Annotated in this window: 18 protein-coding genes and 2 pseudogenes; 13 read left to right on the forward strand and 7 right to left on the reverse strand. The window is 67.3% G+C overall.

Annotated features, from left to right (window positions below):
- Nucleotides 1-195: 195 nt before the first annotated feature.
- The 4 genes from QQG74_RS12745 (at nt 196) to QQG74_RS12760 (ending at nt 2,998) form a co-directional block, all read left to right on the forward strand.
- The gene (locus QQG74_RS12745; protein ID WP_341720492.1) at nt 196-507 is read left to right on the forward strand and encodes a transposase; all 312 of its coding nucleotides are present in this window, start codon (nt 196-198) and stop codon (nt 505-507) included.
- Nucleotides 504-1,430: an IS3 family transposase gene (locus tag QQG74_RS12750; protein WP_341720493.1), complete on the forward strand. Its 927-nt coding sequence runs from the start codon at nt 504-506 to the stop codon at nt 1,428-1,430. The genes QQG74_RS12745 and QQG74_RS12750 overlap by 4 nt, the downstream gene beginning before the upstream one ends.
- 504 nt (nt 1,431-1,934) lie before the next feature.
- On the forward strand, nt 1,935-2,402 hold the full coding sequence (locus tag QQG74_RS12755; protein ID WP_341720494.1) for an NUDIX domain-containing protein: 468 nt from the start codon (nt 1,935-1,937) through the stop codon (nt 2,400-2,402).
- 131 nt (nt 2,403-2,533) lie between these two features.
- Nucleotides 2,534-2,998, forward strand: a complete 465-nt coding sequence (locus QQG74_RS12760) for a DIP1984 family protein (protein ID WP_341720495.1) — start codon at nt 2,534-2,536, stop codon at nt 2,996-2,998.
- Between the two features lie 359 nt (nt 2,999-3,357).
- Here QQG74_RS12760 and QQG74_RS12765 read toward each other — a convergent pair whose 3' ends face one another.
- Both QQG74_RS12765 and QQG74_RS12770 read right to left on the reverse strand, forming a co-directional pair.
- The gene (locus QQG74_RS12765) at nt 3,358-4,038 is read right to left on the reverse strand and encodes a hypothetical protein (RefSeq protein ID WP_341720496.1); all 681 of its coding nucleotides are present in this window, start codon (nt 4,036-4,038) and stop codon (nt 3,358-3,360) included.
- Nucleotides 4,039-4,697: 659 nt separating this feature from the next.
- A pseudogene (locus QQG74_RS12770) lies at nt 4,698-4,994 on the reverse strand (cyclic-phosphate processing receiver domain-containing protein).
- On the opposite strand from QQG74_RS12770, the gene QQG74_RS12775 reads away from it, so the two are divergent.
- The 5 genes and pseudogenes from QQG74_RS12775 to QQG74_RS12795 all read left to right on the forward strand — a co-directional run.
- Nucleotides 4,899-6,356: a tetratricopeptide repeat protein gene (locus QQG74_RS12775; RefSeq protein WP_341720497.1), complete on the forward strand. Its 1,458-nt coding sequence runs from the start codon at nt 4,899-4,901 to the stop codon at nt 6,354-6,356. The pseudogene QQG74_RS12770 and the gene QQG74_RS12775 sit on opposite strands and share 96 nt — an antisense overlap.
- Nucleotides 6,357-6,511: 155 nt before the next feature.
- Entirely contained in the window at nt 6,512-7,216 is a 705-nt protein-coding gene (locus QQG74_RS12780; protein ID WP_341720498.1) for an NADPH-dependent F420 reductase, read from the forward strand.
- Nucleotides 7,217-7,786: 570 nt separating this feature from the next.
- Nucleotides 7,787-8,077, forward strand: coding sequence for a hypothetical protein (locus QQG74_RS12785; RefSeq protein ID WP_341720499.1), 291 nt, complete (start codon nt 7,787-7,789; stop codon nt 8,075-8,077).
- A gap of 515 nt (nt 8,078-8,592) precedes the next feature.
- On the forward strand, nt 8,593-9,717 hold the full coding sequence (locus tag QQG74_RS12790) for a serine hydrolase domain-containing protein (protein WP_341721226.1): 1,125 nt from the start codon (nt 8,593-8,595) through the stop codon (nt 9,715-9,717).
- Nucleotides 9,718-9,753: 36 nt separating this feature from the next.
- Nucleotides 9,754-9,955, forward strand: a pseudogene (locus QQG74_RS12795) (hypothetical protein); the annotation flags it as partial.
- A gap of 493 nt (nt 9,956-10,448) precedes the next feature.
- Here QQG74_RS12795 and QQG74_RS12800 read toward each other — a convergent pair.
- Nucleotides 10,449-10,793, reverse strand: coding sequence for a hypothetical protein (locus QQG74_RS12800; RefSeq protein WP_341720500.1), 345 nt, complete (start codon nt 10,791-10,793; stop codon nt 10,449-10,451).
- 65 nt (nt 10,794-10,858) lie between these two features.
- On the opposite strand from QQG74_RS12800, the gene QQG74_RS12805 reads away from it, so the two are divergent.
- Complete coding sequence (locus QQG74_RS12805; RefSeq protein ID WP_341720501.1) at nt 10,859-11,041, forward strand: hypothetical protein; 183 nt, start codon at nt 10,859-10,861, stop codon at nt 11,039-11,041.
- A 137-nt stretch (nt 11,042-11,178) separates the two neighbouring features.
- Here the strand turns inward: QQG74_RS12805 and QQG74_RS12810 are convergent, their stop codons facing one another.
- Together QQG74_RS12810 and QQG74_RS12815 are read right to left on the reverse strand one after the other, a co-directional pair.
- Complete coding sequence (locus tag QQG74_RS12810; RefSeq protein ID WP_341720502.1) at nt 11,179-12,570, reverse strand: PHB depolymerase family esterase; 1,392 nt, start codon at nt 12,568-12,570, stop codon at nt 11,179-11,181.
- Between the two features lie 610 nt (nt 12,571-13,180).
- Nucleotides 13,181-14,101, reverse strand: a complete 921-nt coding sequence (locus QQG74_RS12815; RefSeq protein WP_341720503.1) for a LysR family transcriptional regulator — start codon at nt 14,099-14,101, stop codon at nt 13,181-13,183.
- A 109-nt stretch (nt 14,102-14,210) separates the two neighbouring features.
- Between QQG74_RS12815 and QQG74_RS12820 the strand changes: the two genes are divergently transcribed.
- Nucleotides 14,211-15,221, forward strand: a complete 1,011-nt coding sequence (locus QQG74_RS12820) for an FAD-dependent oxidoreductase (RefSeq protein ID WP_341720504.1) — start codon at nt 14,211-14,213, stop codon at nt 15,219-15,221.
- 387 nt (nt 15,222-15,608) lie between these two features.
- Here the strand turns inward: QQG74_RS12820 and QQG74_RS12825 are convergent, their stop codons facing one another.
- On the reverse strand, nt 15,609-16,652 hold the full coding sequence (locus tag QQG74_RS12825; protein ID WP_341720505.1) for an alpha/beta hydrolase: 1,044 nt from the start codon (nt 16,650-16,652) through the stop codon (nt 15,609-15,611).
- Here QQG74_RS12825 and QQG74_RS12830 point away from each other — a divergent pair.
- Nucleotides 16,629-17,558, forward strand: coding sequence for a WYL domain-containing protein (locus QQG74_RS12830; RefSeq protein WP_341720506.1), 930 nt, complete (start codon nt 16,629-16,631; stop codon nt 17,556-17,558). The genes QQG74_RS12825 and QQG74_RS12830 overlap by 24 nt on opposite strands.
- Nucleotides 17,559-17,798: 240 nt before the next feature.
- On the opposite strand, the gene QQG74_RS12835 is transcribed toward QQG74_RS12830, so the two are convergent.
- Nucleotides 17,799-18,098 (reverse strand): hypothetical protein, encoded by a 300-nt coding sequence (locus QQG74_RS12835; protein WP_341720507.1) that lies wholly within the window; start codon nt 18,096-18,098, stop codon nt 17,799-17,801.
- 241 nt (nt 18,099-18,339) lie between these two features.
- Between QQG74_RS12835 and QQG74_RS12840 the strand changes: the two genes are divergently transcribed.
- Nucleotides 18,340-19,227: an RNA polymerase sigma-70 factor gene (locus QQG74_RS12840; RefSeq protein WP_341720508.1), complete on the forward strand. Its 888-nt coding sequence runs from the start codon at nt 18,340-18,342 to the stop codon at nt 19,225-19,227.
- Nucleotides 19,228-19,293 lie beyond the last annotated feature (66 nt).

The following is a 19,293-nucleotide window of genomic DNA, read 5'->3' on the forward strand; positions in this document are numbered from 1 at the left end:
AAACGTCGAGGCTCGTATCGATCCAAGCGGTTCGGCTTGCACAGGTTCGACTCCTAGGCAGGGGACGCAGAACACCCTGCCCTGATGGCAGTGACCGCGTTGTTCGGCAGGCACACAGCGTTGGTGCTGCTTGAGCTTCCCCCGGTAGCTCGGAGGCTTTCGATCATGCTCTGATGGAGCTGAAGGGAGTCATCCGTGGCAGCACCGAAGAAGTACCCCGATGAGCTGCGTGAACGTGCGGTGCGCTTGTATCGGGAGTCGGACCCGAAGCCCGTGATCCGCCAACTGGCCCGCCAGCTCGGTGTGCACCACGAAGCGTTGCGGAACTGGATCCGCCAGGACGAGGCCGACCGGGGTCAGAGTGACGACCGGCCGACGACCTCGGAGTTGGAGGAGTTGCGTCGGCTGCGGCGGGAGAACGCCGAGTTGAAGCGGGCGAATGAGATCCTGAAGGCCGCCTCGGCTTTTTTCGCCTCGGAACTCGACCCGACCCGGCGACGGTCGTGACGCTCGTCGACGAGCTGAAAGATCGCTTCGGGGTCGAGCCCGTCCTCCGGGTCCTCGGCGTCGCCGTCTCCACCTACTACGGCTGGCTCACCCAGGCCGCCAACCCGTCACCGCGGCGACGCGAGGACGCCGAGTTGGCCGCGGAGATCGCCGAGATCCACAACGTCTCCGGCGGCACCTACGGCAGTCCGAGAGTGCACGCCATGCTGCGCCGCCAAGGCCGGCACGTCGGTCGCAAGCGGGTCGAGCGGTTGATGCGTGACGCCGGCCTGCAAGGCGCGTTCCTGCGCAAGAAGTGGCGCATCCCGTCCACCCGGTCGAACCCGAAGGCGACACCCGCTCCGGACCTGGTCAACCGGCAGTTCACCACCCCGGCGCCGAACCGGTTGTGGGTCGCCGACGCCACCCGGATCCCCTGCGGGCAGGGCGTGTTCTGGCTAGCCGCCGTGCGGGATGTGTTCTCCAACCGTATCGTGGGCTGGCGGTGTTCCGACCGCTGCGACACCGACCTGATCCTCGGCGCTCTGGAATACGGCATCTGGTCGCGCGACGTCCGCGACGGCCAACTGATCCACCACTCGGACAGGGGATCGAACTACACGTCGTTCCGCTTCGCGCAACGCCTCGCGGACAACGGGATCCTGCCCTCGATGGGGTCCGTTGGAGACAGCTATGACAACGCCCTGATGGAGAACTTCTGGTCGACGTTGAAGATCGAACTGGTCTACCGCAACTCGTGGCGGAACCGCGACGAGGCCGAGAACGCCATCTTCAGCTACATAGACGGCTGGTACAACACCCGCCGCATTCAAAAAGACCTCGCCTGGCGATCCCCAGACGAGTACGAAACCGCCTGGCACGCCCACCAGGCCCGACAGGACCAGACCGCTACCGTTCAGCCTGAGCCCACCGGCGCCAGGTAACCAACCCTCCAGCGAACCGGGGGAACCTCACGTTCTGGTTCTACTGCCAAGCCCCGTACCGGCGCATCTGCCACGCGCCGACGGGTCAGACAAGGAGTGACCTGCCGCTATGGGTAAGGCAGAAGCAGGCTTACGGGTGCTGCCCTGCCGGTGCGGATGACAGCCAGCCCGGGTGAGGCCCCGAGACCACCGCAGGCTTCTAACGGCGACCAACGCAGCTCGCGACCATCGACAAGATCCCCACGTCGAGGGATTGGCTGGGCCAGCAATCCCTCACGCAGCGTCACCGACTTGGATCGCCATCAAGCCGAGGGGGCGGTCGTCGTGCGTAGGTCGAGATCGGCGAGGTGTGTACTTGCAGCTGTACCTACCTCGGTACTCGGACCTGTACGCCGACAGCACGTCGCGCATTTACTGCGGGCGGGGGAGTGTGTCGATTTCGACACACTCCCGATGGGCCATGTTCCAGCCCGACGGCGGCGTAGGGTCCGGCCGGAGGTGCTGATGAGTTTCCGGCTGGCGGCGTACGCCGTATGCATCGAGGACGGGCGGGTTCTACTCGCCCGCTGCGTTTCGCCGACCGGCGACACTAACTGGACCCTTCCAGGGGGCAAGGTGGAACACGCGGAGGATCCGTTCGATGCGGTGATCCGCGAGTTCGCCGAGGAGACCGGTTGCGATGGGTTGGTGGAACGGTTGCTGGGCGTGGACTCGAGGGTGGTTCCCGCCGCCGAGGCGCGACTGGGGATCGAGCGCCAAAATGTAGGCATTTTCTACAAAGTCCGCATCACCGGTGGCGCACTGCGCCCCGAGCCGAACGGTGCAACCGCCGAGGTGGTCTGGACCTCGATACCGAATGTGTCCCGTCTGCGCCGATCGTCGCTGGTCGACGTCGGGCTGACACTCGCGCGGACCCTCCCACCGACCGGCCACGTCGTTCCCGTCCCGATCGGTGGTCTGCTTGAGCATTGAAACCGCCGCAAGTGCATCTGCGTGGTCCTCGTACCTGGCCGGCAATCGGCGACCGCCCTTGCTGCTCCTTCTTGCCCGTGGCCCGCGTAATTGGCAGGCGGCGTTGATCTTCACTGGTCATACTGGTGCCCATGAAGCTTGCTGAGGCTCTTGCGCTGCGCGCGGATGCGGCGCGTCGCGCCGAACAACTCCGTGCCCGCATCGTGGCCAGCGCTCGATACCAGGAGGGCGAGACGCCTGCTGAGGACGCTGCGGCCCTCCTTGCCGAGGCGGGCGTGGTCCTCGGGGAACTGGAGTCGCTGATGCGACGAATCAATCGCACCAACGCCGCCACGCCGGTCGACGGTGGCACACTGACCGACGCGCTGGCACACCGCGACGTGCTTCGCGTGCAGCACAGCGTGGTCACCTCTGCCGCGGACGCCGCTGCCGGAGAGGGCCAGCGCGGGTTTCGGCAGTTGCGGTCGGAACTGAAGATGATCCCGGCCCTGCCGGTGGCGCAACTACGCAGCCGGGCCGACGACCTCGCCCGGCAACTTCGCGAGGTCGACACGGTGATCCAGCGGACGAACTGGGAGGTCGACCTGCTGGACTGAGAGGTTGCGGAGCAGGTAGCCGACGTGGAGGCGTGCACGAACCCGAGAGCCGGCGGGTATTCCGGTTCACTCCTGGCGCGCCGAGGGCAGGCGCAGGGGTTCGACTCCCCAGAACACATTGCAGGCCCAGCACAGCACACAGGTGACGGCGCACAGGGCACAGGGCACTACCAAGTGCAGATCCACGACGGCGAGGGTGGGACAGGGGCCTACCGCAACCCCTAGTACAGATCGTTCGCTACAACGCCCGATGTTCGCACTGATCTGCCGCAAGTCGCGCGGGGTCTGGTCGGGCGGCCGGAATCTGCCCGGTGAGGGACCAGCGTGCTGTCGAAGTTGGCCCAGGTGTGGCTCTGACGTCACGCTGCTGCGATCGGATATCCAATGGTGGCGATGTCCTCGTGCAGTCCGGCAACTGTTCCTTCCGGGTTCAATGCCTTCACAACGGCGTCAGTGAGCGGGCGGTGCGCGACGATGTGCTCGACCACCGTCCGGTCCACCTCGATCTCGTAGTAGTCCTCGGCGAACGTGACGTACTGGTCGGCGATGTCGTCGAGCAGGATTTCGAGTAGGCCAGAGCCGTCCGAGGCGTTGTCGTCGTACGGTCCGCGGAGCGCGGGGAAGGTGATGTCTTCGCCTGCGTACCAGCGGTCGTCACCGCAGAGCCGCCACAGTACGGCGGTGGCGAGGAACTGTCCCTCCTCGTCGCCGAACGCTGGTTCCTCGATCTGCGGACGGAACGCCGACGGAATGCCGTCGAGCAGTCCGGGCCACAGTTCGTGGTCCGGATCGCGGTAGGGCGTCATGGCCGACTCGTGGGCGAACACCCGGATGAACGCGCCGTGGGCGGTGAACACGACCGCCCACTCGTCGCCGCTGCCGTTGTTCATCAGTGCCGCTTCGTCGTCACCCCAGGCGAGGGTGTAGGCGTAGTAGGGCTCGCCACCGTTGACGATGCACTCCAGCACGGCAAGCGCCTTGCAGCGGTCTCGCAGTACGTCGATGGAAGGCAGCTTGGCGGCGATGTCATACACGGTCACCCGGAGAACCTATGCCGAAACAGCACCACACCCTCACGCACCTTCAGGGCGTCTCCGAAACCTCGGTGACAATGCACGCTCACGCGCTTGGCGTGCTGCGGCAAGTACGGGTCGCTGATGCCGATGACCGCTGATCGCCGATGAGCGGTACGGTTCGGGGGTGTCTGCCGGGGACGGCCGAGCGTTGATTTTTATCGACGTCGACGGTGTGCTCATTCCGCTGCGGGCCCGGCCAACCGCAGCCCCACTTCAGCGCAGGGGCCGCGCGGGTGATGGTGCCGACTGCTCCGGCAATCCTCTGCTGGATCGTCTCGAACCCGATGACGGTCGCGGGCTGCTCGCCTTGCCGGGCGTGCTGGTCTGGGCGAGTACGTGGATGGCTGAGGCGTAGGTGTCTTAGAGGAGGTCGTCCAGGCCGGCCTCGCGACCGTCTCTCACCGCCGTTGAACAGCAAGAACCCCGACCCCAAGATGCGACTTGCGACCGAGGTCAGCGCCGAGACGGCTTGCCTCGACTGCGCCTGCGATATGCCCGCTGAAGATTGGGACCGCTCTGGCTGCGGGCTCCCAGCGGCCTGTCATCGCCGCCTGAACAGGCATCCGGACCTACCGCCCGTGCGAGTGTGGCGGCCGTCGGACGGGGCGTTCGAGCCGGTCAGCTCAGGCGGGGCCGTCGAGATAGCCGACGTCGGTAGACCCCGACGCGATACCCCCAGTGCCGCAGGACCTGGGCGATCTTCGCGGCGCCGGTCGGGTTGGCGGAGTGGACGTTGATGACGCCGATGTCAAAGGGACGCTTGTCGAAGGCGGCCCGCTCCAGGACCTCTACGACCGGCCAGATCGTGTCGTCCCACCGAGATCGTGGTCCAGCCACAGCTCGTCCAAACGGCGGTCCCGGTACCGATCGAGAAGTTCAACTCCGGCGGCGCTGGTACGGGCCACCTGGGCACCATCCACGAACGAACGAAGGCCATCGACCAGGACGATCGTCCGGCGGGCATCCACGCGATGATGATGCCTGACAGCATCGTGATGCGACATCCGGATTCGGCCGATGTGCGCGCATTCGGTTCCGGTGAATCGGATGCATTCGTAGCGTCGTCCGGAGGCCCTACACTGCCGATCGTGGCGTTGACGGCGTACGAGCAGGGTCTGTTGGCTGTTGAGCGGCAGGAGTACGGGACGGCCCGGGAGCTGTTGGAGCTGGCTGGCGACGACCCTGACGCGTTGTTGCTGTCAGCTCAGCTTGCCGGAGAAGGGCTCGGCGGGCCGGTGGACACGGCCAGGAAGCTGTCGCTGTACGAGCGTGCCGCCGATCTGGGCAGCGCGGAGGCCGCATACAACCTCGGAGCGATCCACGCGAACGCGCGACGGTACGCGGTCGGGTTGACCTGGTACCGCCGCGCGGCGGATCTCGGCGATTCCGCGGCCTTTCGTATGGCCGGCATCATGTACGCCACCGGGCAGGGTGTCACGGCAGACGACGTCGAAGCGGAACGGCTGCTGCTGGCGGCCGCGGTGACCGACGCAGGTCAGGTCTCGTTCGACCTCGGCACGCTGTACGCCGGTCAGCGGCATGACCCGGTCCTGGCGGCGCAGTGGTTCCTGCGCGCGGTGAAGGAGGGGGACACAGGAGCGCAGCGGCAACTGGAGTTGCTCGTGCCGCGTCTGCGTGAGCTGTCGGCGGATCAGAGCCGTGCCCGGACGATGCTCGGCGTCATTCTTGCGTTTCACCTCGACGAGCAGGTCGCCGGTGCTGAGCTGCTGGAGGCCGCCGCCGCCGACGGTGACCCGGAGGCGCAGCGCTCGCTGGCGTTTCTGCTCGACGGCGGCGCCGACGGGCTGGACGACCCGACCCGGGCGATGGCGCTGTATCGGGCGGCGGCGCAGGCCGGCGACGGTTACGCGGCCTACAACCTCGGCGTCAAGGAAAGCGATCACCACGAGGCTGTGCGGTGGCTTCGGCGGGCAGCGGAAGCCGGAGTGCATGAGGCATATCCGCATCTTGCGAACCGCCTCAGCGAGCTTGATATCGATGACGAGGCGTTGCGGTGGTACGTCCGGGGCGCCGAGATCGGGCACCCGGGTTGCATGTTCGCGGCAGCGTGCTGGTATCGCGACGGCTTCGGTGGTCCCGTCGACCTCGTCCAGGCGCTGCGTTGGTACCTCGCCATGCTCAGCGCCAGCATTGGCGACGGCATCCATGAGGCACACAAGATCGTCCCGATGATGACGGACGACCAGATCCACGAGGCCGGTCGCCTCGCTGGACGAATATCGGAGGCCGACGTCTTCGTCGCTCGCCGGCACGCGGCTTGAATGCTGCCCGACGTACGGCCCGGCCCACCAGCGATCCTCACGACCGAATGCGCGCTCATGCCGCTGTCATCGGGTGCTGACCGCGCGGCAGGCACGGTCGGTGTGTGTCGGTCGAGGTGTGCTACCCGTCACGGTGTGCCGCCGGCCGGAATCGGTTGAGGGTCGTCGAGGTTCGCGCTGACATGACGACGATCGGACTCATCGGCAGTGGCAACATCGGAAGCACTGTAGCGCGGTTGGCGGTCGCCGCCGGTCATGACGTGGTGCTGAGCAACTCCCGTGGCCCGCAGACCCTCCAGGACCTGGTGTCCGAGCTTGGATCGAAGGCGCGCGGGGCGACCCCCGCGGAGGCAGCCGCGGTCGGTGACATCGTGGTGGTGACCGTGCCGCTGCGGGCGTACCGGGACGTCCCGGCGCAGCCCCTCGCTGGCAAGGTGGTCATCGACACCAACAACTACTACCCGGAACGCGACGGCGTCTTCGACGCGATCGAGGACGGCTCCACCACCACGGGTGAGCTGATGCAGAAGCAGCTTCCGGAATCCCGCGTGGTGAAGGGTTTCAACAACATCTGGTTCGAACACCTGCGGTCCCTGGCGCGACCGGCTGGCAGTCCGGACCGGTCTGCGCTGCCGATCGCCGGTGACGACGCGGCCGCCAAGCAGGCGGTCACCGAGCTGTTCGACAGCCTGGGCTTCGACACCGTGGACGCCGGCCCGCTCGCCGAAAACTGGCGCACTCAACGGGACACCCCGGTCTATGTGACTCCCTACGGCGCTTACGGGGTGCTTCCCGGTACGCCAGCAAGCGCGCAGGTCGTACGCGAGGCGCTTGCCGCGGCGAAGCCCACCACAGCCTGAAGCCTCCTGCCCGGCTGAGACCCGCTGCCGAGGCCATCGGCAGCGGGTCTCAGCGCTCTTGATCGCTGCATTCGGTGGATGGAGGGCGACCGGGCCGCAGCGCGGGAGCATTACCGGCCAGCGGTGTCGGTCACGCTTTGCCGGCCGGTGCAGCGGCTATCTGGAGTCGCGGGCCGCGTAGCCCCTATGAGCCTCTTCCAGATGACATCGCGCGGAGCTGTTACTGACCAGCGCAAGCCGCAGCCCATCGAGCTTCGAGGCATTCTGCGGCGAGACGTCTTCTCATACCCTCGTTCCGGGCGGGGAACAGCTTTCACCATGGTGGGCGACGCCATTGACCGGTACTGGCACCCGGCGTCCAAACTGCCCGGATGACGGGGGTCCGCCCTGCGCGGGCGGGCTCACCGCGACTTACCTCGACCCTCCGGTGTCATTTGCTGGTGCAGGCGCACAGTGTCCTTTCTATGCCGCCGAGCGCTCGCCCGTCAGCGTCCGGTCGGGCCGAAGAGCAGATGGCCGCGCCGTAGAGTCGAAGCAGCGCCGTGCGCGGGGCAACAGGAAGGCGTGGCCATGGCGTGGTTGGAAGGTTCGAGTCGCTCTTCGTCGGCGACCGGGCCGTTCGATCCGTGGCTGATGCCCCGGTTGGAGATGTCATGGCGGCCCAGCCTCACCCCGATCGACAATCCGGTCGCCAAGCTCGGTGGGCTGCCGGTCTGGTTAGACGAGCTGTTCTGGCCGGTATCCGCCCAATTCGGGTCACCGATGATCTTAATCGGGCGGTTCCCGCTGCCGGGCCCGAGCCTGCGGATGAGTTACCTGTTCATGACTCGAGGCGAAGAGTCCCTGGCGGGGGACGTTTGACGCCGAGGGGTGGGGCGACGACGATTACGCACTCAACTTCGGCGGCGGTTCCGGATACGCCTTTGTCAGTGCGGACCAGCGGGAAGGCTGCTTCTTCTGGGACTGTGTCTGAACGTCCGGCTCATGCCGCGTGGGGCGCGACTCGCTGGGTTCGTGCCGTGGTCCCGTCAGTCAGCGCAGTCGGCTTACGGGATCCCGCCGCTGTCGCTGGTAGCGCTGGCTTCGTAGGCCCGACTGCGCGGAGCCGGTCCGCCAATGGTCGATCCCGGCTCACTCCCCAGTGGGAGTCGAATCTCGCGCCTGAGCAGGATGCGTTCAGTTCGGGACGCATCAAACATGTGGGTATGTCTAGTCTTTCTCGGACACTGAAGATCGTCACGACCAGCGCAGCGCTGATGGTCACGATCGCTGTCGTACCCGCATCCGTCGCCGCGCGGCCCGCCGCGCCCACCGGGCCGGTCGACAGCGGACCGTCCGCCGATGGTCCTGCCGTCGGCGGACTGGATCGCGCCGAGTTGCGCGCCGCGCTCGCCGCGGTGCCCGAGGCCGGTGTCCCAGGCGTGCTGGCCGCCGTGCGCAGCGGCCAGCGTGACTGGCGCGACGCCGCCGGCCAGGCGTATCTGACCAGACCCCGACCGATGCAGCCACAGATGCGGCACCGAATCGGCAGCATCACCAAAACGTTCGTCGCCACCACCGTGCTGCAACTGGTTGACGAGAGCCGGCTGGGCCTCGACGACCCGATCGGGCGGTGGCTGCCTGACATCGTGCCGGGTGAGCTCGGCTCCCAGGTCACCGTCCGGATGCTGCTGAACCACACCAGCGGTATCGGCAACTACACCAACGCGATGATCGACTCGTACGCGGCGATCAGCCGGATGCAGGTCACCACGTACGCTCCAGCGGAACTGGTCGCCACGGGCCTGGCAATGCCGCCCACCAACGCCCCGGGCGCCAGGTTCAACTACTCGAACACCAACTACGTCCTGGCCGGACTGTTGATTGAAGCGGTCACCGGCAACAGCGCGACGGCGGAGATCCAGCAGCGCATCCTGCGGCCACTACGGCTCACTGGGACCTCCTTCCCCGGCAACGATCCCACGATCCGTGGCCCGCACAGTGGCGCCTACTTCGCCCTGTTCGGGACTCGCGACCTCAGCAAGTTCAACATGAGTTGGGCGTGGACGGCGGGCGAGATGATCGCCACCACGGCGGACCTGAACACGTTCTTCCGGGCACTGCTGCGCGGCGACCTGCTCAGCCCGGCCGCCCTCAACGAGATGCTCGACGCAGTACCGATGCTGCCGGACATGCCCGAAGCCGGCGGCTACGGTCTCGGCATCTACTCGCTGCCCACCCCGTGTGGCGTGTTCTGGGGCCACGACGGCGCGGTGATCGGTCACCTGACGATCTCGATGCACAGCCGAGACGGTGCTCGCCAAGTATCGTCCGGGATCAACATCAGCCACTACCAGGCCGGCCTGCCCGACCCGCACCCCATCGACATCGCCTGGCATACGTTCCTACACGCCGCGATGTGCCCGGCCAACGAGATGAGTAGCCACTCAACAGAGGCCGTGCCGCAGCTGCCCAGCGTGACCCGGATGCCCGGCAACGACGCGGCGGTGGCGGTGCCCTAGGGTCTGGGTCGACGTCCGCGCGGATGCAAGTAAAAAGGGGATGTGCAGGTCGAGCCGCCCGGCGGCGTGGCGGTCGAGCCAGCCGATCATGCGCTCGGACGGTCGCGGGGTGGACTGACGACGAACCTGCGCCTTGCCGGACCGCCGCCTGGACTCCGCCTCGGCTCGACCGAGGACTTCGACCCGGGCCCTAGCAGGCGAGCAGGGGCAGAAGCCGTTGTCGATCGTGCTGACCGCCGGGCAGCGCGGGGACTGTCCCAGTGCGTCGCGGTCACTCGCCACTGATTTCGCAGGTTCACCACGTTCATCCCGGCGACCGCCACAAAACCGTATGCCGCCGAGCGGGCGCGCTGAGGAGACCGACCCCTTGAGGAAGTCTTGCCGTAGACGGTCGACGGGAGAGCCGACTCTCAACGATTGGTCGCGACGATGGCGGTGACCAACAGCAGGACGCCGATCGTGATCTGCGTGCAGAGGGCACCGAAGAAGAGCTTCGGGTGGTTGACGAACAGGCGAAGTACGCGGAATGGCCCCGGCAGCGTTCTGCCTGCTCGTAGCCGGCGTTCGGCCCACAGCCGCAGGACGAGGTTTCCGAGGGCGAACGTAAGGCACAGAACTCCGAGGACCCCGAGCGGAGCCTGCGGTGATGCGTCTGCGGAGTTGCTAAGGCCAATGGGGAGCACAAACCGACGCTCGCACGGCGTTCGAGCCTTGTAAAGATCATCAGCGTGTCACCATCGCTTGTCGACTGGACGGCGGCATCCGTCGTGACGATCCATGCGGGATTGGCTGATCGGCTCGATCTGCCAACTCCGACGGTTTTGACCCCGCCGGGCGGGTGCCTGGCGGCGCGGGTGCTCCGGGGGAGCCTCGTTCTGGACGACCGTGTAGTCGGTGCCGACAACACCGAGGTACTCGGTGGCGCCGGTGACGGGGTTGCGGCGTACGGTCATGCGTTTGTCGTCGGCGGGGATCTGCACCTCGACGCCGTCGACGAGGTCGATGCCGACGGTGCGGATGGTGCGTACGCCCCAGTCACCGAGACGGGCGGCGGCCATGATCTCTTCGGCGCGCATGGTGTCCTGGGTGACGGTGGTGATGTTTCCAGGGTTGCCACGCGGATCTCGTCCGGGGTCATGGTGTGGCGTCCGGTGAGTCGGCGCAGGGTCGCTTCGGTGATCTGTTCGACGTGGGCAGCGAAAACGGGCCGAAGATCTCGGGTACGGGAGTGTTCCTGACCTGGGCGGACGCCGGGGAGGCCCAATCCCTGCTGGCTGCAAAGGTCGCAGCCTGTTGGATCGAGACGCTTTCGGTCGCCATGTAGGTAGCTGAGCAACCAGGATCTCCTCGGATCCGCTTCAGGCCGCCGTCAGCGTTCCGCCCCGTCAGGTGGCCGCCTTCGGGCGGGCTCGGCGTGGTGTCGGGCCCGCCCGGTTCAGTTTGTCGTGTGGGTCATGATTGTTATGCGAGGCGGGCGAGTCGGAATTGCTGGTTGGTCTGCCCGTGGCAGTCGTAGAGCTGGATTTGGGCGCCGTTGTTGGTGCTCCAGGCGTCGAGGCATCGTCCGGACTGGACGCCGCTGATGGTGCCGTTGGAATTGATGTTCCATTGTTGGTTGGTCTGGTTGTGGCAGCTGTAGATCTGGACTGCGGCGCCGTTGCCGGAACCTGCGGCGTCGAGGCACATGTTGCCGTAGACCTGTAGTTGTTTGTTGGCGGTGTAGGTCCATGCCTGGTTGGTCTGCTTGTTGCAGTCGTAGAGCTGGACCCGGGTGCCGTTGTTGCGGGAGGCGTTGGGTACGTCGATGCATCGGTTGGATTGAGTGCCGATGATTTCGCTGGCGGAGCCGGGTGGTGAGGTGGGTGGCGGTGTGGTCGGGTTGTTGGTGGGGGTCGGCGTCGGCGTACCAGTCGGCGGCGGAGTGGTAGGTGAGGTCGAGCGGTCCAAGCCGAAGAACTGGATGGCGACCCGCGCCATGCCGCTCGACGGCAGGCTGTGCCCGGCGCCCTGGATGGCGTATGCCTCGACCTGGGTGCCGAAGCGGCGGCGGTTCCAGTTGGGCTGCGGGGTGTCGGTGGACGTCGGGGTCTGGCTCAGCCCGTGCACGTTGGTCCACTGCTCGACCGACTCCTGCAACAGGGAGTAGGGCACGAGGGTGTCGTTGGTGCCGTGCCACAGTTGGATCGGCGGGCGAGGGCCCGTGTAGCCGGGGTACGCCGCCCGAACCAGGTCACCCCACTGCTGGGGAGTCCGGTTCATCGTGCCGTTGGTGCAGGATCCGCCGGGCGGGTAGGCGGCAGCGTTGGCGAAACAGTTGAAGGGCACGCCCATGAAGGATGCACCCGCCTTGAACAGGTCGGGGTAGACCGCGAGCATGTGCTGGGTCATCATGCCGCCGGACGAGCTGCCGGTGGCGTAGACCCGGTTGATGTCACCACCGTGCTGCGTCCGGGCGTAGTTCACCATCGACTCGATGGAGACCGGGTCGCTGCCGCCACCACGGCGCTTGGACGCGTCCGACCAGGTGTCGAAACACTTGCCGAACCCGGCCTCCTGCATGGCACTCGGGTAGATCACGATGAACCCGTACTGGTTCGACAGCGAGGCGAATTCGCTGCCCGAGTAGAAGCCCGGCCCCGATCCGCCGCAGCCGTGCATGGCTACCACTATCGCCGGATTGGCGGGCCGGTTGTCCGGCACGTATATGTGCATCCGCATGCCGCCCGGGTTGTTGCCGAAGTTGGTCACCTCGACCAGCGACGCGGCGGACGCCGGCGCAGACAGGGCGACAAAACCCACGGTGAGGAGCAGGAAGCTGGCCACTCCAGCCAGCGCTGCCCTGGTTCGTCTCATGACACCTCCATCGAAGAATGTTTATTTGAACATTAGACACTTCGATGTCGACCGTCAATGAAACACCTAACGTCCCCGTGGCGATCGGTTCCCGTACGACGAGCGCCGCACGCACGCCGCACGCGCGCCGCACGCGCGCCGGCCGGTGGCGGTTGCCAAGCGTCCGGTGGGTTCTGCGAGCGTGGTCATCGTTTGCCGGGCAGGCTGATCGTGAGGCCAGCGGTGCCCGGCGCCGGACCCCGCCCTACGGGCCGAGGCTCGGCGCCAGGCAGTCGCCGCGGCCCGCGCGAAGGCCGACCTATACGCCGAGGCCGCGAGCGTACGCATCGGCGCGGTCCTGCACAGCGAGGACATCGACCCGGAACAGCCGGGCGCTACCCGCTACCGAAGCCACGCCGAGGCCGCCGCGACGAGCGCCCAGGACCTCGCCCCGGGCCACGTCGTCGTGTCCGCCGCCGTGGTCCTTGGGCTACGCCGTAGCCCGATGACTGACCAACCACGCCAAGACGCACGCCTCAACATCATGTTCCCGCACATGCCGCCGGTCGTGCGTGCGCCGCGCGTCAGGATTCGGTCGTTCTTCACCTCGCCGTACGCGATGTGACTATCGCTAGTCCACTGATGGGAACTTCTCGATCAGGGCGAGGAAGCGGCGTAGTGCCGGGTTCGTGTTGTCCCGGGGCCAGGCAAGTGCGACGTCCACGGTGGGTGTCGGCGCGGTGAACCGACGCAGGCGTACCCCGCGCATCCGCAGTGCGCGGGCTCGGCCGGCCGGGACGGCCGCGACCACGTCTCCCTGCGCCACCGCCCGCAGTAGCTGTTCGTCGTCTGCTTCCTGTCGCACGAGTCGGAAGCCGCCGTGGGGCCAGACTTGGGCGATTGTCCGGTCGAACATGCCGGGGCCGTTCTCCCGTGGCCACATCACGACTGGTAGGTCGACCACTTCGGTTCGGCTGATCCGACGGCGTCCGGCGGCCAGGGGATGGCCTACGGGCAGGGCGAGCAGCAGTTCCTCGGTGTCGACTGTCTGCCAGGCCAGCGCGGGCTCGTCGATCGGCGGGCGGACGAACGCCGCGTCGAGCCGGCCGGTGAGCAGGCCGGCCACGTTCGGCGCGGTCCAGGCCGTCTCCGGGACCACCTCGACGTCGGGGTGGGCGGCCCGGAACCGGGTCACCAGGTCGTCGACCCGGCCGCCGCGCGCCGAACGGGTGTAGGCCAGCCGCAGCTGGCCACCCCGCCCGCGTACCAGGTTCCGAATGCGAGCGGTTGAGGCGTCCACGTCGGCGAGTAGTCGGGCGGTTTCGTCGGCGACCCGCGCCCCTACCTGCGTCAGGGTGCAGCCCCGGCTGGTGCGGTGCACGAGTGGCACGCCGAGCTGACGCTCCAGGGCGCGGATCTGCTGGCTGAGCGCGGGTTGGGCGATGCGCAGCCGGGCGGCGGCCCGGGTGAAGTGCAGTTCCTCGGCGAGCACCGCGAAGTATCGCAGTCGGCGCAGGTCCGACCAGGCGTACGGGGCCGACGCGTCGGACATGGACCCATCATAAGCGCCACTTATCGCTGGCCTTCGAATCCGTCTTGGACAACGGTTCGCCGGTACGACGACGATTCGAGGCCAGCGACACGAGTGACGGGAGCGGACGATGACGGCAGCGGCGGACGTGGTGGTGCTCGGCGGTGGGGTCATCGGCATGACGGCGGCGGTGACTCTTCAGCAGCGAGGGGCACGGGTAACCGTGCTGTTCGCCGACGACCCGGCGGACACGGTGTCCACGGTGGCCGCTGCGGTCTGGTACCCGACCCACACGGACGAGGACCGGCGGGTGTTGGATTGGGCGCGGCAGACGTACACGGAGCTGAGCCGCCAGGCGGCCGGCGGCGTGCCGGGGGTGGTCGACCGGCCGACCCGGATGCTGCTGCGCGACCCGTACGCCGGCCCGCCCTGGTGGGCACCGGCGTGTGCAGACCTGGTGGCGGGGTCGGCGGCGCCGCCGTACACGGCACAGCTGCGGTTCACCGCGCCGACGGTGGAGATGTCGCCGTACTTGGCCTGGCTTCGGCAGCGGTTGACGGCCGGTGGCGGGCGGCTGCTGCGCCGTCGGGTGCGATGGCTCGCCGACGCGTTCGACATCGCGCCGACGGTCGTCAACGCCACCGGGTTGGCCGCCGGCCGGCTCGCCGCCGACCCGGCCGTGTACCCGGTGCGCGGGCATCTGGTGCTGGTGGCGAATCCGGGCCTGACCGTCTCGGTACGCGACGAGGACCATCCGGCCGGGATCACGTACGTGCACCCGCGCCGACACGACGTTGTCCTCGGCGGCACGTACCAGCCGGGTGTGGGGCACACCGCGCCCGACCCGGACACCGCTGCGGCGATCCGGCGCCGGTGCGTCGACCTGGTACCAGAGCTGGCCGACGCGCCAGTGCTCGGCGAAAGGATCGGACTACGGCCGGCACGCTACGGCGGCCCCCGAGTCGAGCTCGACCCGTCGAGCCAATCCGGCCGCCGGCTCGTACATGCCTACGGCCACGGCGGAGCCGGCGTCACCCTGTCGTGGGGATGCGCCGCCGAGGTAGCGGACCTCGCCCTCAACGGCCGAGCGGGCACCACTGGACCCCGTCAAGCCCTCACCCGCCCGACACCTCCGCAGTGACCCACCACCCCGCCCATGGACAAGCGAAGCAACTCGACCGAGAGAACCCTCGATCGGAGTCCCGCTCGACTGAAGATCAGCCTTGCTCGACGGTCCTGAGCCAGGCGTTCGGGACCCGTCTTTGCGCGCGAGCCCTATCAGCGGCACGCACCTCCACGACCTGACGCGGCGCGCTCATGCCGACGAGAGTCCGTCGTCCGCACATGAACGTCGGAGCGTGCACGACTCGGCACACCTTCCGGCGACCCCGAACCGGCCCCGGAATCCTGCACCGACTGACCAGGCGGCGTCTGGCTATGCACTGAAGGGCCCGCAGCGCAGGGCCGAACCAGCGACTACGGTCCGCAGACCGTCAGCGGTCCGGGAAGCGAATCTCCTGCTGCGGTGCTACGCGGCGGCCCGCTGTGCCAGCCACCTGAGGATCGCCTGGTTTGTTTCTTCCGGCTTTTCCTGCTGAATCCAATGACCGCAATCCAGACTGACTACTTCCACATTGGGCACAAATTCTTTCAGTCTTTCAGACCTCGCCACCGGGTCGCGGTCGCCGTAGATCATGAGGGTGGGCTGTCGGATGATCGTGTCCACGTCCGCCAGCAGACGCCAATTGCGGTCCAGGTTTCGGTACCAGTTCAAACTGCCCGTGAAACCTGTTGATTCGAAGGCGGAGACGAAGACGGCCAGTTCGCTGTCGCTCATGATGGGCTCACCGACTGGGGTTTCCGCTCTGGCGAGGTTGATCAACGCGCAGCCCGGCTGCGGCTCCGCGAGGGGCACGTCCTTCCGGTACATGTTCCGCAGGAACTGGAACGTGTTCTCCTCGAACACGGCGTCCGCGACGCCCGGCTGCCGGTTGAAGTGGACGAAGTAGAAGTCGCTACCGAGCACATCCTCCATGAACTCGATCCAGGGCTTATCCCCGCGCTCGAGGTACGGCAGGCTCAGGTTGATCACCTTGCTGACCCGGTTCGGGTGCAACAGGGTCAGGCCCCAGACGACGGCTGCGCCCCAGTCATGACCAACGAAGGTGGCATCTACGTATCCGTAGTGATCGAGCAGTGCGACGAGGTCACCTGACAGGTGTGCGATGTCGTAGTCGGTGACTTCGGCCGGGCGGGACGAGTTGCCGTAACCCCGCTGGTTCGGGACGATGACGTGGTAGCCCGCTGCTGCGAGGGCGGGCATCTGATGGCGCCAGGAGAAGGCGTGCTCCGGCCATCCGTGGCAGAGCACGATGGGGTTCCCCGCGTTCTGCCGGCCGGCTTCGAAGACTTCGAGTTCCACACCGTTGACCGAAATGCGGGTGGGCTCGGGAAAATCAGTTGTCATGCCGGCATCCTGCCGACCCAAACCGGTCACCTCCTGACCGGTTTCTGTGGAAGTGTTGCCGGAGTGCGAGCCGACCGGTTGATGGCCATCCTCCTTCTGCTGCAACAGCGCGAGCAGGTGACCGCAGCGGAGGTTGCCCGGGAGTTGGAGATCTCCGAGCGCACCGCCCGTCGTGACCTCGACGCCCTGGGTATGGCCGGGGTCCCGGTGTACTCCATGCAGGGCCGAGGCGGCGGCTGGCGCCTCGTGGGCGGTGCCCGCACCGACCTGTCCGGGTTGACCGCGGGTGAGGCCCGCGCCCTTTTCCTGGTCGCTGGCCCGGTCTCGGCTGCGACGCCGGCTGTTAGAGCGGCGCTGCGCAAGCTCGTCCATGCCCTGCCGGAACCCTTCCGGGTGCAGGCCGAGGCGGCAGCGTCGTCGCTCGTCACGGACCCGCAGCAATGGGGGGCGAGCCGCGTCGAGCCCCGACCGCCTCGCTTCCTCGACGCGCTCCAGGACGCGGTGATCCGCGGTGTCCAGGTCCGGCTCGGCTACGTCGACCGCGACGGCACCGAAACCGAGCGGACCGTCCATCCGCTGGGCATCGTCGCCAAAGGCCCGTCGTGGTACCTCGTCGCCAACACCGAGGCCGGTCGGCGGACCTTCCGAATCGACCGCGTCTCGTCCGCCGACCCGACCTGCGACCCCGTGCACCGGCCGGAGGACTTCGACCTTGCCGAGGGCTGGCGCGCGATCGCCGACGAGGTCGAGCGCAAACGAATGCCCCTCGAGGTCCGGGCGGTGTGCGCGCCGCACGGGATAGGCGTGCTCCGGATGGGATTCGGCGGTCGGCTCGAAGTGGGAGGCTCCACGGCCGACGGCCGCATCGAGGTCGTGATCCGCGGCAACGACGAGTACAAACTCGCTGGCGAGCTTGCCGGGCTTGTCGAGTGGATCGAGGTGACCGGCCCTCCGGGCGTGCGAGACCACCTGGCCTCGATCGGCAACGCGCTCGTCGAGCGATACGGCTGAGACCGGCAGGAACGCGGCAGGACGAGAACCGAGGTCATCGGGCTCTACGGCACCGATGAACTCCGACTGATCACTGGCACTACGACGAGATGAGCCCCATCCATGCGGCCCAGATCCACAGCCTCGGTAGCGACGAGCTGCGAGCGAGGATACGGCTCGTCATCGACGCGGTACGGAGCAGCAGCCGTGGCAGCACCCCCAGCCTAGGGTGACGTCTACGCCCGAACAGGCTGCCAGTTGCTAACTGTCGAACCACACAATCAGCCGTACGTTGTCGCCGCCATGCCGCTCGGCGAGATCACGCATGGTGTCCAGCAGTGCCCGCAACTGCGGGTCGACGCGCAGAATGTCACTGTGGGAGAGGCGCTCCACCCGCCATAGCCGATCGCCGGCGCGCCATTCGGTTCCCTCCGGGTAGGCGCTGCCCCTGAAATCGGCATGCTCGCCGGCCACCGCGCGCCAGGCATGCCCATGACCGCTGGCCTTGCCAACGAGACGCGGCCCGTCGCTTGTCAACCTGTACTCGTGAATCGCCTTCACCCACGATGGTCCGGACGATGCCCAGCGCGGAGACCTCCCACAGCTCGGGCAGCGACGAGATCAGAGGGGGCGGTGTCTTCAGCGCGCCCACTCGGGGGCAGAAGCGGATGCCCCCGGAAGAGATGCAAAGTCCGTACGGGTGCTGGCCGGTCGTCCGCCGATGGCGATGATGCCCTCGACGGGAGGCTTGCGTGGCGGTCCACCGTGGCCCGTCTGAACACCTGACGCGCTATGCCGGATCATGGGAAGGGTGGCCGGGAAAGCGTTAGGTGACCAGCACGAGCCGCCCTTCGTGAAGCATCGTGGCCTGTTGTACGCGGTCGCGTACCGGGTGCTCGGCAGCGTCAAGGAAGCCGAAGACGTAGTGCAGGAGGCTTGGCTGCGGTGGAGTCGCGTCGAACCGGCCACGGTGGTGGACGCCGAAGCCTTTCTGGTTCGGGTGACCATCCGGCTGGCGATTGATCAACTGCGCAGCGCCCGTATGCGGCGCGAGTCGTACGTCGGACCGTGGCTGCCTGAGCCCATCCTCACCCGGCCGGACATCGCCGACGATGTGGTCCTTGCCGATTCTGTTTCCACTGCCCTGCTGCTCGTCCTGGAGACGTTGTCTCCGTTGGAACGCGCGGTGTTCGTGCTGAGCGAGGCGTTCGGGTACCCGTACGCCGAGATCGCGCAGTTCGTGGGGCGTGGGGAGCCGGCGGTACGGCAACTTGCGCACCGGGCTCGGAAGGCGGTCGAGAGCCGCCGGCGCCGATATGACAGCGATCCCGTGACCCGGCAGCAGGTGACCGAGCGCTTCCTGGCCGCCTGTGCCGGTGGTGACATCACCGCTCTGATCGAGGTTCTGGCACCGAACGTGACGATGGTCAGCGACGGCGGCGGCCTCACCGGTGCACCACGCAGGCCGATCCACGGTTCGGAGATCGTGGCCCGGGCCATCGTCGTGCTCTCCCGGCAACAGCCGGTGGGCTCGATGGCCCGGGTGCTCCACCTCAACGGTGGCCCCGGTGTCGTCGTCCGCTGTGACGGAACACCGGTGCTCGCGATGACCCTGCACATGGTGGAGGGTCTGGTTCAGACCATTCACGTCGTCAGCAACCCACAGAAGCTGACAGCCATAGCGATGTGACTTAGAACACTCAGCACCGTGTCACAAATTGGGGTCAGCGCCTCGTCCGTGAGCGACTCGTAGACC

It is taken from the genome of Micromonospora sp. FIMYZ51 (assembly GCF_038246755.1).
Lineage (GTDB): Bacteria > Actinomycetota > Actinomycetes > Mycobacteriales > Micromonosporaceae > Micromonospora.

Bases quoted from the DNA above. Each gene is read 5' to 3' on its own strand.
- QQG74_RS12800 (WP_341720500.1), bottom strand. From the start codon at position 10,793: ATGCGCGCCGAAGAGATCATGGCCGCCGCCCGTCTCGGTGACTGGGGC.
- QQG74_RS12840 (WP_341720508.1), top strand. From the start codon at position 18,340: ATGGGAAGGGTGGCCGGGAAAGCGTTAGGTGACCAGCACGAGCCGCCC.
- QQG74_RS12760 (WP_341720495.1), top strand. From the start codon at position 2,534: ATGAAGCTTGCTGAGGCTCTTGCGCTGCGCGCGGATGCGGCGCGTCGC.
- QQG74_RS12810 (WP_341720502.1), bottom strand. From the start codon at position 12,570: ATGAGACGAACCAGGGCAGCGCTGGCTGGAGTGGCCAGCTTCCTGCTC.
- QQG74_RS12785 (WP_341720499.1), top strand. From the start codon at position 7,787: ATGGCGTGGTTGGAAGGTTCGAGTCGCTCTTCGTCGGCGACCGGGCCG.
- QQG74_RS12830 (WP_341720506.1), top strand. From the start codon at position 16,629: ATGGCCATCCTCCTTCTGCTGCAACAGCGCGAGCAGGTGACCGCAGCG.
- QQG74_RS12820 (WP_341720504.1), top strand. From the start codon at position 14,211: ATGACGGCAGCGGCGGACGTGGTGGTGCTCGGCGGTGGGGTCATCGGC.
- QQG74_RS12755 (WP_341720494.1), top strand. From the start codon at position 1,935: ATGAGTTTCCGGCTGGCGGCGTACGCCGTATGCATCGAGGACGGGCGG.
- QQG74_RS12815 (WP_341720503.1), bottom strand. From the start codon at position 14,101: ATGTCCGACGCGTCGGCCCCGTACGCCTGGTCGGACCTGCGCCGACTG.